The following is a 15,114-nucleotide window of genomic DNA, read 5'->3' on the forward strand; positions in this document are numbered from 1 at the left end:
GGCTGTGGGAGCCGAACGCGCGGATCAGTACGCGGAGTTCACGTTGTCCATGGAACCGTAGTTCGCCGCGGCGTAGTTGCAGGCGGCGGTGATGTTCGCGACCGGGTCGTAGATGTCCCACGAGGTTCCGTCGACGTGGTACGCCTGGAAGGTCGGGTCGATGACCTGGAGCAGGCCCTTGGACGGAATGCCGGCGGCGGCGTTGGAGTCGTACAGGTTGATCGCCTGCGGGTTGCCGCTCGACTCGCGCATGATGTTGCGGTAGATGCCGTCGTAGCTGCCGGGGATGCCCTTCTGGGCCATGATCGCCAGCGACTGCTTGATCCAGCCGTCCAGGTCGTTGGTGTACGTGGTCGTGGCGGCGGTGCTGGCCTGCGGGGCGGCCTGCACGGCGGTACGCGTCGTGGAGCGGTTCGCGGCGGCCGTGTCCTTGGCGCGCTGCGCGGCGGCGTCGGCCGCGGCCTTCTTCTTGGCGGCCGCGTCGGCGGCGGCCTTCTTGGCGGCGGCGTCCGCTGCCGCCTTCTTCCGCGCCGCGGCGTCGGCCGCGGCCTTCTTCTTCGCGGCGGCCTCGTCGGCCGCCTTCTTCTTGGCCGCCTCGTCCGCGGCCTTCTTCTTCGCCGCGGCCTCGGTGATCGCGCGCTCCGAGGCGATGCCGGCCTGCGCTTCGATGCTCTTGACCTGGTCGCCGGTGGAGACCTGGAAGCCGGTGGGGTCACCGACCGCGGCGGAGGCAGTCCCGCCGGTCCCCTGGAGACCGGTGACGGCCAGGACGACAGCGGTCGCGGCGACGGCGCCGGCCGCCGTGATCTTGTGGGTCTTGGTAAGCCGGCCGATCTTCGGGATCGTGGGGAGCTGCATAGGAATTAACCTCTTCCGTTTGCGGACCCGAGAATTCTTAGAGGGTCGGAAAACGGAGGTCAACGAGCCTTCCTACGAACTCCTTTCGTAGACGGTCGAGGGACAAATCGGAATCGGCATTCCCCCGGACAGTGGCGTGAGGCGCCCTTTCCACTAGGCGACTTAGTATGTGACGTACGTCCTATAGGTCACCTCACACGCCGTCGCCCCCTCCGTCGCCCAAGGTGACGGAGGGGGTGCTTTATGTGACGTTTATGGCAGCAGGAGATTGACGTCGCCGAATTCGTGCCAGAGGTAACCGCCGCGCAGCGCCTCGGCGTAGACCCGCTCCAGCAGCCGGTCGCCCGACAGCGCCCGCAGCATCAACAGGTGCGTGGCCTCCGGCTCGTGCAGTCCGGTCAGCAGCCCGTCCACCGCGCGCACCCCGCGCTCCGGGGTGACCACCAGCTCCGTCCAGCCGCCGCCCGGCCGCACCACACCGCGCTCGTCCGCCACCGACTCCAGCGCCCGTACCGCCGTCGTCCCCACCGCCACCACCCGGCCGCCCGCCGCGCGCGCCGCGTTCACCTGCCAGGCCGTCGCCGCCGACACGGTGTACGGCTCGGCGTACGGCGGCTCGTGCGCCTCGACCGACGCCACCCCGGTGTGCAGCGTGATCGGCGCGACCTGCACGCCCCGGCAGACCAGCTCCGTCACCAGCGCCGTGGTGAAGGGCCGCCCGGCGCTCGGCATCTCCGCGGAGCCGAGGCCGTCCGTCGACCGGGCGGAGAACACCGTCTGGTACGCCGCCAGCGGCTGGTCCCGGTCGGTGTAGCCGTACCGGATCGGCCGCCCGTACCGCCGCATGTACGCGACCGGGTCCGGCAGCGAGGGCGCGGCCACCCACAGCCGGTCCCCGGCCGGGTCGAGCGGCTCCTCCAGCACCAGCCGGGCCCCGGCGCGCAACTCGACCACCGCGCCCGCGGGACCGCCGGCCCTGCGGACCGTCGAGCCGTGCCCGTCCGGGTCGCGGACCTCCACCACCCAGCGGCCGTCGTCCCGGCGGGTGGACCAGTGCACCACCACCGGCTGTCCGTCGAGCCGCCCGTCCACGGCCGCGGGCAGCGTCCGCGAGGTGTTCACCACCAGGACGTCACCGGCCCGCAGCAGCTTCGGCAGGTCGCGGAAGCCGTGGTGGGTGACCGCGCCGGTGCGCTGCTCGCCGACCAGCAGCCGTACCGCGTCCCGGCGGGCGGCCGGGGCCGTCGCGAGCAGCGAGTCCGGGACGCGCAGCCCCGCCAGCCCGGCCCGCGGAGCCCCGGCCGGGCCCCTGCCCCGCCCGATGTCCTTATTGCCCGCTCCTGTCCTCTTTATATAGGGGTCCTTCGCGGCCCCCCGCCCGGAGTCCTTCGCGGGCCGCGCCGCCTGCGCGCCCTCCCGTACCGCACTCATCGCGCCTCCAGCAGGACCGGGGCGCTGTAGCGCCCGCTGGGCGCGGCCTCGTCGAGCAGCCGCAGGAAGGCCGGGACCACCGACTCCGGCAGCGGCCGGGCGGCGAAGTCCGCGTCGTCGGGCACGGCCGCCGCGTACAGCCCGGTCCGCAGATCGCCCGGGTCCACCCACCACACCCGCAGCCCCGGTTCCTCCTCGGCCAGCACCGCCGACAAGTGGTCGAGCGCCGCCTTGCTCGCCCCGTACCCGCCCCAGGTCGGATACGCCTCCACCGCCGCGTCCGAGCTGACGTTCAGCACCGCGCCGCCCACCGCCCGCAGCAGCGGCAGCGCCTCCCGCACCAGCGCGAAGGGAGCCGTCACATTCGTCTCCAGCGCCTCCCGCAGCCCCGCCACCGGCAGCTCGGCCAGCGGCACCAGCGGCTCAGCGCCCAGTGCGCTCGCGTTGTTCACCAGCAGATCCACCCCGCCCAGCTCGCGCGCCGCCGCCACCAGCTCCGCCCGGTGCCCCGCCGCGGTCACGTCGCCCGGCACCGCCCGCACCCGTGGCCGTACCGCCGCGCCCCCGGCGTGATCCGGGCCGTACCGTTCCAGGTCCGCCGCGGCCGACCGCAGCGCGTCCGCGTTCCGCCCGTCCAGTACGAGGTCCCAGCCGCGCCCCGCCAGCTCGGCGGCCAGCGCCCGCCCCAGTCCGCGCGACGCTCCCGTGATGATCGCTACCGGCATGATCCAGCCCTCCGCACCGGGGCCCGGCCGTCCGCCGGACCACCTCGTGCCCTCACCGTAGGAACGCCCCGGCCGCACACGCCTCGGCCGGCCGCCGCACGCCTCACGGTCACTTGGAACTAGGCCACACGACCGAGGACGGTCGGTCCGGCGGCGCATACGGACCGTCACCCGGCGCCGGTACGGTGGAGACATGCCCATCCGGCCGCCACGAGGCGGAATCGAAGCGGTCAGCGCCGCGGTCCTGGCGATGAGCCGCCAGGTGGAGGTGCGCGACGTCCTCCAGACGATCGTCGCGTCCGCCCGCGAGCTGCTCGACGCCGAATACGCGGCCCTGGGCGTGCCCGACGACCACGGCGGCTTCGCGCAGTTCGTGGTCGACGGCGTCAGCGACGAGGAGTGGAAGGCCATCGGCCCGCTGCCCCGGCAGCACGGCATCCTCGCCGCGATCCTGCACGAGGCGACCCCGCTGCGGCTCGCCGACGTCCGCACCTTCGAGGACTTCCAGGGCTGGCCCAAGCACCACCCCGACATGCGCGACTTCATCGGCATGCCGGTGGTTGACGGCGACGAGATCCTCGGCGCGCTCTTCCTCGCCAACAAGAAGTGCGGCCCCGGCGGGACCCGCGGCGCCGACGGCACCTGCGGCTTCACCGAGGACGACGAGGACCTGCTGCGGATTCTCGCCGACCACGCCGCGATCGCCCTGACCAACGCCCGGCTCTACGAGCGCAGCCGCGAGCTGACGCTGGCGGGGGAGCGGGCCAGGATCGCGCACGAACTGCACGACGCCGTCTCGCAGAAACTCTTCTCGCTGCGGCTGACCGCCCAGGCCGCCGCCGCGCTGGTCGACTGCGACCCGGCGCGCGCCAAGGGCGAGCTGAAGCAGGTCGCGGCGCTCGCCGCCGAGGCCGCCGACGAACTGCGCGCCGTCGTGGTGGAACTGCGCCCGGCCGCCCTGGACGAGGACGGCCTCGTCGCCACCCTGCGCACCCAGGCCGACGTCCTGGACCGTGTCCACTCCGCCGACGTCACCTTCCACGCCGTCCGGGTGCGGGCGCTGCCCGCCGCGCAGGAGGAGGCGCTGCTGCGGGTCGCCCAGGAAGCGATGCACAACGCCCTGCGGCACGCGCACGCCGACGCCGTGGACGTCATCCTGGAAGGCCACGGCAAGGGCGCGCTGCTGCGGATCCGCGACGACGGCCGCGGCTTCGACCCCACCGCGGTCCGCCGGGCCGGACGGCACCTCGGACTGGTCTCCATGCGGGACCGGGCCGGCGGCGTCGGCGGCCGGCTCACCGTGCAATCGGAGCCCGGCAAGGGCACCGTCATCGAGATGGAGGTGCCCGGTGGCTGAGAACACCATCCGCGTGCTGCTGGTCGACGACCACCAGGTCGTCCGCAGGGGGCTGCGCACCTTCCTCGAGGTGCAGGGCGACATCGAGGTGGTCGGCGAGGCGGGCGACGGCGAGGAAGGCGTGGCCCGCGCCCAGGAACTGCGGCCCGACGTGATCCTCATGGACGTCAAGATGCCCGGTGTCGACGGCATCGAGGCGCTGCGGCTGCTGCGCGACGCCGAGAACCCGGCACGGGTGCTGATCGTGACCAGCTTCACCGAACAGCGCACCGTCGTGCCCGCGCTGCGGGCGGGCGCCGCCGGATACGTCTACAAGGACGTGGACCCGGTCGCGCTCGCCGACGCCATCCGCTCCGTGCACGCCGGGCACGTCCTGCTCCAGCCCGAGGTCGCGGGCGCGCTGCTCTCCCAGGAGCAGGGCGGCACCGGCCAGGGCCGGGGCAACGCGCTGACCGAGCGGGAGCGCGAAGTCCTCGGCCTGATCGCCGACGGCCGCTCGAACCGGGAGATCGCCCGCGCGCTGGTGCTCTCCGAGAAGACGGTCAAGACCCACGTCTCCAACATCCTCATGAAGCTCGACCTCGCCGACCGCACCCAGGCCGCGCTGTGGGCGGTGCGCAACGGCGTGGGGAACTGACGGGACCGCTCGCGGCGCCACCGTGTCCACCTGTCCGTGCGGGCCGACCACCGCGTGCCCGTGCGGGCCGACCACCACGTGCCCGTGCGGGCCGCCGTCCACCTGTCCGTGCGGGCATCCGTTCGGCGGAGTGAGATTCATACTGTCGGGTGTATGTCGTCCGAACGGCGCAACCTGATCCACGGTGACCCGTTCTGCAGGGCGTACCGCGGCGGATTGCCGCGGTGCACCCCCGGCCACGGCTGGGAGGTGCCCCCAGCAAAGAGGAAGTTCGAAGTGATGAACCTCAAGAAGGCCGCGACCGTCACCCTCGTGGCGGGCGGCCTGGCCGTCGCCGGTACCGGTGTGGCCTCCGCCGCCAGCGGCGCCGACGCGTGCGGCACCGCCGTGAAGTCCCCGGGCGTGGGCTCCGGCAACCTGGTGCAGGTTCCGGTGCACATCCCGGTCAACCTCAGCGGCAACTCGGTGAACGTGATCGGCCTGCTGAACCCGGCGTTCGGCAACGTCGCCGTCAACAAGTAACCACGGACGACGCGGACTTCCGGCCCGCCTCGCCGAAGGCTCCGCGGCACGGGATCCCTCCCCGTAGCCGCGGGGCCTCCCCACGCGCCGCCGCGCCGCGCCGTGGGATGTAGGGTCCCGCGCCGCGCCCCGCGCGGGGACGTCAGGTCCTGCGCCGCGCCCCGCGCGGGGACGTCAGGTCCTGCGCCGCGCCCCGCGTGGGATGTCAGGTCCTGCGCCGCTCCGCCTCCTCGACATACGCGTTGTACGCCGCCACCTGCGCCCTGCGCGCCGTACGCTCCACCGGCCGCAGCAGCTCCGCCCGCGCCGCGATCTGCGAGGCGCTCACCGCCGCGCCGTGCCCGTCGGAGGCGATCTCCACCAGCGCCGCGACCCGCTGCGCCAGCGCCAGCACCCGTACCGCGCGCGGCGGATACCCCGGCGCGAGCACCTCGCCGCCGCGCTCGGCGCGCGCCCGGTACGCCTCGAGCGCCGCGTGCGCGGACGGACCCGCGCCCGCCACGTCCAGCCGCGCCAGCGCGTTCGTGGCGTCCCGCAGCGCCTCGGCCAGCTCCCGCTCGGCCTCGCTCAGCGACGGTACGTCGGCGGGCGGCGCGTCCCGTACCGGCAGGCACCGCCACTCGACCTCGACGTGCACATCGCCGGCCGGGCCCGCCTCGCGGACCTCGGGCACCAGACCGAGCGCCGCGCCGCCGACGGTGACCACCGCCTCGCCCGCGGCCAGCGCCCGCGCGTTGAACTCCGGCGGCCCGCTCAGCCCCAGCGGATGCCCGGCCACCGGCAGCGCGAGCCGCAGCCCCGTCACGCCCAGCGCGCGCAGCCTGCCGAGCCCCAGCGTCAGCCCCACCGGGACGTGCTCACCCGGCAGCCCCGAGATCCGGTGCACGGCGTCGTCCGCCGTGATCTCCTGTGCGACGTCATCGGGGGCGGCAAGTCCGGCAAGCAGGGCATTTCCCCACGCGGTCAGCCGCCCTGAGCGAGGTTCATCAAGCATGCCCCCAGCCTATGGAACGGACCCGTCGCGCGGTGGCGTAAGTTTTCCCCGGGGGATCCTTCTGCCGGTGCCTACCCGCGCACACGGCAGACAGCCGAGACTGCAATGGGAGACAACGCGCTCATGAGCGATGTGCTGGAGCTGGTGGACGTATCCGTGGTCCGCGACGGACGGGCTCTGGTGGACCACGTGTCGTGGTCGGTCGCCGAGGGGGAACGCTGGGTCATCCTCGGACCCAACGGGGCGGGCAAGACCACCCTGCTCAATGTCGCGTCCAGCTATCTCTTCCCCACCACCGGCACCGTCCAGATCCTCGGCGACAAGCTCGGCAACGTGGACGTGTTCGAACTCCGGCCGCGGATCGGCATGGCGGGCGCCGCCATGGCCGAGAAGATGCCGCGCAGGCAGACGGTCCTGGAGACCGTCCTCACCGCCGCGTACGGCATGACCGCAACCTGGAACGAGGGGTACGAGCAGGTCGACGAGGACCGCGCCCGCGCGTTCCTCGACCGGCTCGGGATGAGCGAGTACCTCGGCCGCAAGTTCGGCACCCTGTCCGAGGGCGAGCGCAAGCGCACCCTGATCGCCCGCGCGATGATGACCGACCCCGAGCTGCTGCTGCTCGACGAGCCCGCCGCCGGCCTCGACCTCGGCGGACGCGAGGACCTGGTCCGCCGCCTCGGCCGGCTGGCCCGCGACCCCATCGCCCCCTCGATGATCATGGTCACCCACCACGTCGAGGAGATCGCCCCCGGCTTCACCCACGTCCTGATGATCCAGCAGGGCAAGGTCGTCGCCGCGGGACCGATCGACCTCGAACTCACCTCCCGCAACCTGTCCCGCTGCTTCGGCCTCCCTCTGGTCGTCGAGCGCCGCGGCGACCGCTGGACGGCCGCCGGACTGCCGCTGTCCTGAAGGGTTTTCGTCCGGGTTTCCATTGCGTACTGCCGCAACTGCCCTCCGCACGCCTACGATTGGCGACGTGGACGCATGGGTGTGGTGGCTGATAGCGGCAGTGGGTCTCGGGATACCGCTGGTGATCACGGCGATGCCCGAATTCGGGATGTTCGCCGTCGGAGCGGTGGCCGGGTCGGTCACGGCCGGAATGGGCGGCGGGATCGTCGCCCAGGTGATCGTCTTCGTCGTCGTCTCGGTCGCGCTGCTGGTCTTCGTACGGCCCATCGCGTACCGCAACCGGCAACGCCCGGAACAGCGCAGCGGTGTCGACGCCCTCAAGGGCAAGCAGGCCGTCGTCCTGGAACGTGTCGACGGCGGTGCCAACGGACGGATCAAACTCGGCGGAGAGGTCTGGTCGGCCCGCGCCCTGGAGCACGGCCGGGTCTACGACCCGGGGCAGCAGGTGGACGTGGTGGAGATCGACGGAGCGACCGCCGTCGTCATCTGAACACCCGGCCTCCGGACACCTGAACACCCGACACCCGAACACCCGACACCTGAACACCCGACATCCGAACGTCGCCGACGAGGGCCGGGAAATCACCGAACCCGCCCGCGACAGGCGGCCGTTCTGCCAGAATTGATCATGCCGGAGTACGTCGTACTCCCGCAGCCGACCCGCGCGGGGAGTGGACATGCAGCCCATCATCATCGTCCTGATCATCCTGGTGGTGCTCGTCTTCATCGCGCTGATCAAGACGGTCCAGGTGATTCCGCAGGCCAGCGCCGCCATCGTCGAGCGCTTCGGCCGCTACACCCGGACCCTCAGCGCCGGCCTCAACATCGTGGTGCCGTTCATCGACACCATCCGCAACCGCATCGACCTGCGAGAGCAGGTCGTGCCGTTCCCGCCGCAGCCGGTGATCACCCAGGACAACCTGGTGGTCAACATCGACACCGTCATCTACTACCAGGTGACCGACGCCCGCGCCGCGACGTACGAGGTCGCCAGCTACATCCAGGCCATCGAGCAGCTCACCGTCACCACGCTCCGCAACATCATCGGCGGCATGGACCTGGAGCGGACCCTGACCTCCCGCGAGGAGATCAACGCGGCACTGCGCGGCGTCCTGGACGAGGCCACCGGCAAGTGGGGCATCCGCGTCAACCGCGTCGAGCTGAAGGCGATCGAACCGCCCACCTCCATCCAGGACTCGATGGAGAAGCAGATGCGCGCCGACCGTGACAAGCGCGCCGCGATCCTCACCGCGGAGGGCATCCGGCAGTCCCAGATCCTCACGGCGGAGGGCGAGAAGCAGTCCTCGATCCTGCGCGCGGAAGGTGACGCCAAGGCCGCCGCGCTGCGCGCCGAAGGTGAGGCCCAGGCGATCCGCACGGTCTTCGAGTCGATCCACGCGGGCGACCCGGACCAGAAGCTCCTCGCCTACCAGTACCTCCAGATGCTGCCGAAGATAGCCGAGGGCGACGCCAACAAGCTGTGGATCATCCCCAGCGAGCTGAACGACGCGCTCAAGGGCCTCGGCGGCATCGTCAACCTCCCGGGCGCCCCCGGCGCTCCCGGCAACGGCTCACGCGAGCCCGCCACCGCGCCCGCCCCGCGCCGCGAGTCCCCGCCCTTCGACAAGGACTGACCAGCGCTGACCAGCGCTGACCAGCGCTGACCAGCGCTGACCAGCGCTGACCAGCACTGACGAGGACCGCCCCGGCCCGGAAGCCCGCCGCAGCCCCCTATGACATGATCGCCGCGCACCCCTCGACCTCGACGGCGGGGAGGACGCGCGAAGATCATGGAGACGACGCATGACTCTGCCGGAAGCCCTCGCCGTGTTCGCGGCCGGAATCGGCGCGGGCACCATCAACACCATCGTCGGCTCGGGGACGCTGATCACCTTCCCCGTCCTGCTCGCCGTCGGACTGCCGCCCGTCACGGCCAACGTGTCCAACTCACTGGGCCTGGTGCCCGGTTCGATCACCGGCGCCATCGGCTACCGCGGTGAACTCCAGGGCCAGCGACCGCGCCTGCTGCGGCTCGGCGCCGTCGCCCTCGTCGGCGGACTCATCGGCGCCGTCCTGCTCGTGACCCTGCCGTCCACGGCGTTCAAGGCGATCGTCCCCGTCCTCATCGCCATCGCGCTCGTCCTGGTCGTGCTGCAACCCCGCCTGGCCCGCGCCGTCCAGGCCCGCCGCGACCGTACCGGCACCCAGGCCCCCGCCCACGGCGGCACCGCCCTCGTCGTCGGCATGCTGCTCGCCAGCATGTACGGCGGCTACTTCGGCGCCGCCCAGGGCGTGCTGTACCTCTCCCTGATGGGCCTGGTGCTCAACGAGTCCCTGCAACGCGTCAACGGCATGAAGAACGTCCTCGCCGCCGTCGTCAACGGCGTGGCGGCCCTGTTCTTCATCATCGTCGCCCACATGAACTGGACCGCCGTCGGCCTCATCGCGGGCGGCGCCGTCATCGGCGGCCTGATCGGCGCCCGCGTCGGCCGCCGCCTCCCGCCCGCCGCCCTGCGCGGACTCATCGTCGTCGTCGGCACCGCCGCGATCGTCCAACTCCTGCTGAAATAGGGCCCCTCCCCGAAGGGAAGGGCCCCGCCCCGTCGGGACCTCACGGCCCCACGACCTCGATTCCCCGCACGCGAAGGGGCGCTCAGGCCGTCGCCGGAACGGGCAGCCACTCCGGCAGCCCGAACCCGTCCCGCACCCCCAGCGCCAACAGCAGCGTGTCCGCCGGCGTCGGCTCGAACGGCCGGACCAGCAGCCGCATCCCCGCCTGCTCGGGAGTACGGTCCGCCTTGCGCTGATTGTCCTCGCCGCACGCGGCCACCGTGTTCAGCCAGGTGTCACCGCCCCCGCGCGACTTCGGCTGTACGTGGTCGACCGTGGTGGCCCTGCGCCCGCAGTACGCGCACCGGTGCCGGTCACGTACCAGCACACCGCGCCGCGACCACGGGGCCCGTTGTCGGAACGGCACCCGCACGTACCGGCAGAGCCTGATCACCTGCGGCACCGGAACCTCCACCGCGGCGGCACGGATGCGCAGCCCGGGATGCGCCTGCTCCACGACGGCCTTGTCCTGCATCACCAGCACGACAGCACGCCGCAGCGACACCGTCGACAGCGGCTCGAAGCTCGCATTCAGCACCAGCGTCTCACGCATCCCGCCCACCTCCCGGGCCCTGCCCCGCCCCCATGGCGAAGTGGATCCACTGTGACCCCGGGACACGGCCGCCGACAACGCAATTTCACGGCCGCAACCGGAAGATCGGCAGGTGGAAAGGTCCTGTTCATCCCGGATTCCGCGCCGGGGCACGTCCCCGCGTCCCTCCGGGCTCGGCCGGGGGCTCGTCCCGGGGAAAGGTCTGCGCTCCGGGTGCCGTCCCCCGTGTCGAACGGGCACCCGGAGCGCGTCCGTCGGCGTGGACGCCCGGCCCGCAGACCGAACTCCGGCAGACGGCGGACGCAGACGCCCGGCCGCCCCCGCCACCGCGGTGCCGACAGCCTGAGGACGGTGGTCACGTCGTCAGGCACGCACCACTGTGCGACGGGGAACGGCGGAGCGCAACGTAATATCCCGAGCGCTCAGCGCGACAGACCCGGCGGGCTCAGCCTCCGGCCCGCACCTCGTACTCACCGATCAACTGCGCCCTGCCCAGCGTGTGGAAGCGCAGATTGAACCCGACGAACGCGGGCGAGGCGTCCGCGTCCGGGCCCAGCTTCTCGGTGTCCACCGCGTAGACCGTGAACACATACCGGTGCGACCCGTCACCGGGCGGCGGCGCCGCGCCACCGAAATCCCGCGTCCCGTAGTCGTTCCGCGCGTGCGTCGCGCCCGCGGGCAGCCCCGGGAAAGCACTGGAACCCGCACCGCGCGGCAGCTCCGTCACCGACGCGGGGATGTCGAACAGCACCCAGTGCCAGAAACCGCTGCCGGTCGGCGCGTCCGGGTCGTAGCACGTGACGGCGAAGCTCTTCGTCCCGGCCGGGAACCCCTCCCACCGAAGCTGCGGCGAGACATTGCCCGCCGCGTACACCTGATCGTCCTTGAGTACCCCGCCCGGTACCACGTCGTCGCTCACCACGGTGAACTCCGGCACCTGCGGGTGGAAGTCATGGGGGAGCGGCCGTCGCGCTTGCTCGGTCACCTCGACACCTCCTGATCGCACACGATTGATTCCGCCCCGAGCCTAGGGCCCCGGTCAGAACCAGTTCCGCTTGCCGCCCACCTCGGCGAGCCACTGGTGCAGATAGGCCGCCCAGTCCGTCTCCTCGAAGGAGTGCATGCTCATCGTGAAGGAGCGGTACGTGTCACTGCCGCCGCCGAACAGCCCCGGCTTCTTGTCCATCTCCAGGACGACATCCATCTCGTCGCCGTCCGCGACGAACGTCAGCTCGACCTCCTTGAGCCCCCGGTACTGCTCCGGCGTACGGAACTCGATCTCCTGGTGGAACGGCAGCCGCTGCCGCGTGTTCCGCATCGTCCCCTTCTCCAGATCCGCGCTCTTGAAGGCGAACCCCAGCCGCCCGAACGCGTCGAGCAGCGCCTCCTGCGCGGGCAGCGGGTGGACGTTCACCGGGTCCAGATCCCCCTTGTCCACCGCGCGGGCGATCTGCAACTCCGTCGTCACCCCCACGTTCATCCCCGTGAGCTGCCGCCCCATGAACATCGTCACCGGCGTCTCCCACGGCACCTCCAACGAGAACGGCACATCGTGCACCGCCCCCGCCCGCACCATGAACTCGCCGGCGATCTGCTGCGTATGGAACTCGATGTTCTGCAAGGACTCCGTCTCATTGCCCTGCGCGTCCCTGCGCTCCACCTCGACGCGCGCCTGCAACCCGACCGTCAGCCCCTGTATCCGCTGCTCGACCGAACCGCCCTGCACCCGCACCGAACCCTCGACCACCCCGCCGGGCACCACATCGGCCTGGTGCAGCTCCGTCTCCACCGACGCCCCGCCGGCCCCGAGACTCGCCATCATCTTCCTGAACCCCATACGCACTCTCCCTGACCGCATCCACTGGCTCACGCTGTGCGAACTCTACGAACGCCGGGACGCCCCGTCCGGTTCCACTACGCTCCTGAACCGTGATCACGCCACCCGAACAGGTCCCGCTCGACCGGGCGTTCTTCGACCGGCCGGTCCTGGACATCGCCCCCGACCTGCTCGGCCGCACCCTGGTCCGCACCACCGACCAAGGACCGGTCACCCTGCGCCTCACCGAAGTCGAGGCGTACGACGGCCCCAACGACCCCGGCTCCCACGCCTACCGGGGCCGCACCGACCGCAACGCAGTGATGTTCGGCCCGCCCGGACACACCTACGTCTACTTCACCTACGGCATGTGGTTCTGCCTCAACCTGGTCTGCGGTCCCGAAGGCACCCCCAGCGGAGTCCTGCTGCGCGGCGGCGAGATCACCACCGGCGCCGACCTCGCCCGCGCCCACCGCCCCACCTCCCGCAAGGACAGCGACCTCGCCCAGGGCCCCGCCCGGCTCGCCACCGCACTGTCCGTCGACCGCTCGCTCAACGGAGCCGACGCCTGCGGCCCCGGCGGACCGCTGCGCGTCCTCACCGGGACCCCGCCCCCGCCCGCCCTCGTCCGCACCGGCCCGCGCACCGGCGTCGGCGGCGCGGGCGCCGACCACCCCTGGCGCTACTGGATCGACGGCGACCCCACCGTCAGCCCCTACCGCGCCCACGCCCCGCGCAAGCGTCGATAAACGACTGGCCGGAACCGCGTACCCTCGGACACGCTTCACGCACCGGGTACGCGAAGCCGTATCCGACCCCCAGCACCCACAAGAGGGAGACACGAGACCCGTGACGGACATCGTCGACGAGCTGCGGTGGCGAGGGCTGATCGCCGTTTCCACTGACGAGGACGCACTGCGCAAGGCGTTCGCGGACGGCCCTGTCACGGTCTATTGCGGCTTCGACCCGACCGCGCCCAGCCTGCACCTCGGCAACCTGGTCCAGATCCTGACCATCCGCCGCCTCCAGCTCGCCGGCCACCGCCCGCTCGGACTGGTCGGCGGCGCCACCGGTCTGATCGGCGACCCCAAGCCGTCGGCCGAGCGCACGCTGAACGCGCCCGAAGTCGTCGCGGAGTGGGTCGAGCGGGTACGCGCCCAGATCGAGCCCTACCTCTCCTTCGAGGGGCCCAACGCCGCGACCATGGTGAACAACCTGGACTGGACGTCGGGCCTGTCGGCCATCGAGTTCCTGCGCGACATCGGCAAGCACTTCCGGGTGAACAAGATGATCAGCAAGGAGGCCGTGGCCCGCCGCCTCAACTCCGACCAGGGCATCAGCTACACGGAGTTCAGCTACCAGATCCTCCAGGGCATGGACTTCCTGGAGCTGTACCGGCGGTACGGCTGCACGCTCCAGACCGGCGGCAGTGATCAGTGGGGCAACCTCACGGCGGGCATCGACCTCATCCACCGCGTCGAGGGCGCCTCGGTGCACGCGCTGGCCACCCCGCTGATCACCAAGGCGGACGGCACCAAGTTCGGCAAGACCGAGGGCGGCGCCATCTGGCTCGACGCGGAGATGACCACGCCGTACGCCTTCTACCAGTTCTGGCTGAACGCCGACGACCGTGACATCGCCACCTTCCTGCGCATCTTCAGCTTCGCCTCGCGGGCGGAGATCGAGGAGCTGGAGCGCTCGACCGAGGAACGCCCGCAGGCCCGCGCGGCCCAGCGCGCCCTCGCCGAGGAGCTGACGACGCTGGTGCACGGCGCCGACCAGTGCGCCGCCGTGATCGCCGCTTCCAAGGCACTTTTCGGCCAGGGCGAACTCGCCGACCTGGACGAGGCCACCCTGGCCGCCGCGCTCAGCGAACTCCCGAAGGCGCAGGTCAGCGAACTGGCCCCGGTGGCCGACCTGTTGGCCCTGATCGAGCTGGTCCCGAGCAAGTCCGCCGCCCGCCGCACCATCAAGGAGGGCGGCGCGTACCTCAACAACACCAAGGTGACCAGCGAGGACGCGGTTCCCGCCGACTCCGATCTGATCCACGGGCGTTGGCTGGTGCTGCGCCGGGGCAAGAAGAACCTCGGAGCGGTCGAACTCGCTTGACACGGCTGGAAATCTACGTTTGAGCGGCGGCCGAGCTTGACTCGGTCGCCGCTCGTGCGTAACGTAGTCCAAGCCGCCAAAACGGTGGGGATGGTTCACATCAGCCCCTACCGCACCGGGCGGCCACCCACTACCTACGTCTTCCCGATCATCGGGCTGTATTTTGGTGCGCCAAAATCCAATTCGATGGACTCGATTATGAGTCGCCCGGGAAATGGGCTAACGTAGTGGACACGCCGAAAGGCGGGAAACAAACCCCGATCTAATCAGGGGCCGGAAACGCACAGCGGATCTGGTAGGGTTGGAAACACGAAGGGAAAGCCCGGAGGGCCGGTGAAACGGTCTGAAGGAAGCTTCCGTTCCTTGAGAACTCAACAGCGTGCCAAAAGTCAACGCCAGATATGTTGATACCCCGTCTTCGCGGACCGATTGTGGTTCGTGGGGCGTGGTTCCTTTGAAGAACAAAACACAGCGAGGACGCTGTGCGCGACGGGGATTATTCCTCCCGGTCGCGCCGCTCTTGCGTGTTGTTCCGGGATATCCCGGTGACATTCACGGAGAGTTTGATCCTGGCTCAGGACGAACGC

General features: G+C 71.3%; 16 protein-coding genes. 9 read left to right on the forward strand and 7 right to left on the reverse strand.

Features of this window, described 5'->3' with window-relative positions; all coding sequences use genetic code 11:
* Positions 1-24: 24 nt before the first annotated feature.
* The 3 genes from ACFZAM_RS09375 to ACFZAM_RS09385 form a co-directional block, all read right to left on the reverse strand.
* A complete protein-coding gene (locus ACFZAM_RS09375; protein ID WP_355333654.1) occupies positions 25-858 on the reverse strand; it encodes a lytic transglycosylase in 834 nt (277 codons plus the stop codon).
* A 252-nt stretch (positions 859-1,110) separates the two neighbouring features.
* On the reverse strand, positions 1,111-2,289 hold the full coding sequence (locus tag ACFZAM_RS09380; RefSeq protein ID WP_391044228.1) for an S-adenosylmethionine:tRNA ribosyltransferase-isomerase: 1,179 nt from the start codon (positions 2,287-2,289) through the stop codon (positions 1,111-1,113).
* Positions 2,286-3,014 (reverse strand): SDR family NAD(P)-dependent oxidoreductase, encoded by a 729-nt coding sequence (locus tag ACFZAM_RS09385; protein WP_391044231.1) that lies wholly within the window; start codon positions 3,012-3,014, stop codon positions 2,286-2,288. Before ACFZAM_RS09385 ends, ACFZAM_RS09380 begins: the two co-directional genes overlap by 4 nt.
* Before the next feature lie 193 nt (positions 3,015-3,207).
* Between ACFZAM_RS09385 and ACFZAM_RS09390 the strand changes: the two genes are divergently transcribed.
* The 3 genes from ACFZAM_RS09390 to ACFZAM_RS09400 all read left to right on the forward strand — a co-directional run bounded on the left by ACFZAM_RS09390 (position 3,208) and on the right by ACFZAM_RS09400 (position 5,530).
* Positions 3,208-4,371 carry a GAF domain-containing sensor histidine kinase gene (locus tag ACFZAM_RS09390; protein ID WP_355333645.1) on the forward strand — a complete coding sequence of 388 codons (1,164 nt, stop codon included), beginning with the start codon at positions 3,208-3,210 and terminating at the stop codon, positions 4,369-4,371.
* A complete protein-coding gene (locus ACFZAM_RS09395) occupies positions 4,364-5,008 on the forward strand; it encodes a response regulator transcription factor (protein WP_093714340.1) in 645 nt (214 codons plus the stop codon). The genes ACFZAM_RS09390 and ACFZAM_RS09395 overlap by 8 nt, the downstream gene beginning before the upstream one ends.
* Before the next feature lie 276 nt (positions 5,009-5,284).
* Positions 5,285-5,530, forward strand: a complete 246-nt coding sequence (locus ACFZAM_RS09400) for a chaplin (protein WP_188279867.1) — start codon at positions 5,285-5,287, stop codon at positions 5,528-5,530.
* Between the two features lie 205 nt (positions 5,531-5,735).
* Here the strand turns inward: ACFZAM_RS09400 and ACFZAM_RS09405 are convergent, their stop codons facing one another.
* A complete protein-coding gene (locus ACFZAM_RS09405) occupies positions 5,736-6,524 on the reverse strand; it encodes a hypothetical protein (RefSeq protein WP_391044235.1) in 789 nt (262 codons plus the stop codon).
* A 123-nt stretch (positions 6,525-6,647) separates the two neighbouring features.
* Here ACFZAM_RS09405 and ACFZAM_RS09410 point away from each other — a divergent pair, with 123 nt between their 5' ends.
* The 4 genes from ACFZAM_RS09410 to ACFZAM_RS09425 all read left to right on the forward strand — a co-directional run bounded on the left by ACFZAM_RS09410 (position 6,648) and on the right by ACFZAM_RS09425 (position 10,010).
* On the forward strand, positions 6,648-7,439 hold the full coding sequence (locus ACFZAM_RS09410) for an ABC transporter ATP-binding protein (RefSeq protein ID WP_355333638.1): 792 nt from the start codon (positions 6,648-6,650) through the stop codon (positions 7,437-7,439).
* A gap of 58 nt (positions 7,440-7,497) precedes the next feature.
* A complete protein-coding gene (locus ACFZAM_RS09415) occupies positions 7,498-7,929 on the forward strand; it encodes an NfeD family protein (RefSeq protein WP_317452506.1) in 432 nt (143 codons plus the stop codon).
* A 187-nt stretch (positions 7,930-8,116) separates the two neighbouring features.
* Positions 8,117-9,073: an SPFH domain-containing protein gene (locus tag ACFZAM_RS09420; protein ID WP_355333636.1), complete on the forward strand. Its 957-nt coding sequence runs from the start codon at positions 8,117-8,119 to the stop codon at positions 9,071-9,073.
* A gap of 169 nt (positions 9,074-9,242) precedes the next feature.
* A complete protein-coding gene (locus ACFZAM_RS09425; protein ID WP_355333633.1) occupies positions 9,243-10,010 on the forward strand; it encodes a sulfite exporter TauE/SafE family protein in 768 nt (255 codons plus the stop codon).
* An 82-nt stretch (positions 10,011-10,092) separates the two neighbouring features.
* Here ACFZAM_RS09425 and ACFZAM_RS09430 read toward each other — a convergent pair whose 3' ends face one another.
* The 3 genes from ACFZAM_RS09430 to ACFZAM_RS09440 form a co-directional block, all read right to left on the reverse strand.
* Complete coding sequence (locus ACFZAM_RS09430; protein ID WP_391044238.1) at positions 10,093-10,602, reverse strand: HNH endonuclease; 510 nt, start codon at positions 10,600-10,602, stop codon at positions 10,093-10,095.
* 445 nt (positions 10,603-11,047) lie between these two features.
* A complete protein-coding gene (locus tag ACFZAM_RS09435; protein ID WP_391044239.1) occupies positions 11,048-11,587 on the reverse strand; it encodes a YbhB/YbcL family Raf kinase inhibitor-like protein in 540 nt (179 codons plus the stop codon).
* A 54-nt stretch (positions 11,588-11,641) separates the two neighbouring features.
* Complete coding sequence (locus ACFZAM_RS09440; protein WP_391044241.1) at positions 11,642-12,439, reverse strand: sporulation protein; 798 nt, start codon at positions 12,437-12,439, stop codon at positions 11,642-11,644.
* Between the two features lie 92 nt (positions 12,440-12,531).
* Here ACFZAM_RS09440 and ACFZAM_RS09445 point away from each other — a divergent pair, with 92 nt between their 5' ends.
* Entirely contained in the window at positions 12,532-13,167 is a 636-nt protein-coding gene (locus ACFZAM_RS09445) for a DNA-3-methyladenine glycosylase (RefSeq protein ID WP_391044243.1), read from the forward strand.
* A 100-nt stretch (positions 13,168-13,267) separates the two neighbouring features.
* The gene (tyrS, locus tag ACFZAM_RS09450) at positions 13,268-14,527 is read left to right on the forward strand and encodes a tyrosine--tRNA ligase (protein WP_355333623.1); all 1,260 of its coding nucleotides are present in this window, start codon (positions 13,268-13,270) and stop codon (positions 14,525-14,527) included.
* The last annotated feature ends 587 nt before the right edge of the window (positions 14,528-15,114 follow it).

Source organism: Streptomyces sp. NPDC008079, assembly GCF_042957385.1.
Classification (GTDB): Bacteria; Actinomycetota; Actinomycetes; order Streptomycetales; family Streptomycetaceae; genus Actinacidiphila.

Coding starts and splice junctions, on each gene's coding strand:
- ACFZAM_RS09375 (WP_355333654.1), bottom strand. CDS start 858: ATGCAGCTCCCCACGATCCCGAAGATCGGCCGGCTTACCAAGACCCAC.
- ACFZAM_RS09380 (WP_391044228.1), bottom strand. CDS start 2,289: ATGAGTGCGGTACGGGAGGGCGCGCAGGCGGCGCGGCCCGCGAAGGAC.
- ACFZAM_RS09385 (WP_391044231.1), bottom strand. CDS start 3,014: ATGCCGGTAGCGATCATCACGGGAGCGTCGCGCGGACTGGGGCGGGCG.
- ACFZAM_RS09390 (WP_355333645.1), top strand. CDS start 3,208: ATGCCCATCCGGCCGCCACGAGGCGGAATCGAAGCGGTCAGCGCCGCG.
- ACFZAM_RS09405 (WP_391044235.1), bottom strand. CDS start 6,524: ATGCTTGATGAACCTCGCTCAGGGCGGCTGACCGCGTGGGGAAATGCC.
- ACFZAM_RS09410 (WP_355333638.1), top strand. CDS start 6,648: ATGAGCGATGTGCTGGAGCTGGTGGACGTATCCGTGGTCCGCGACGGA.
- ACFZAM_RS09420 (WP_355333636.1), top strand. CDS start 8,117: ATGCAGCCCATCATCATCGTCCTGATCATCCTGGTGGTGCTCGTCTTC.
- ACFZAM_RS09425 (WP_355333633.1), top strand. CDS start 9,243: ATGACTCTGCCGGAAGCCCTCGCCGTGTTCGCGGCCGGAATCGGCGCG.
- ACFZAM_RS09430 (WP_391044238.1), bottom strand. CDS start 10,602: ATGCGTGAGACGCTGGTGCTGAATGCGAGCTTCGAGCCGCTGTCGACG.
- ACFZAM_RS09440 (WP_391044241.1), bottom strand. CDS start 12,439: ATGGGGTTCAGGAAGATGATGGCGAGTCTCGGGGCCGGCGGGGCGTCG.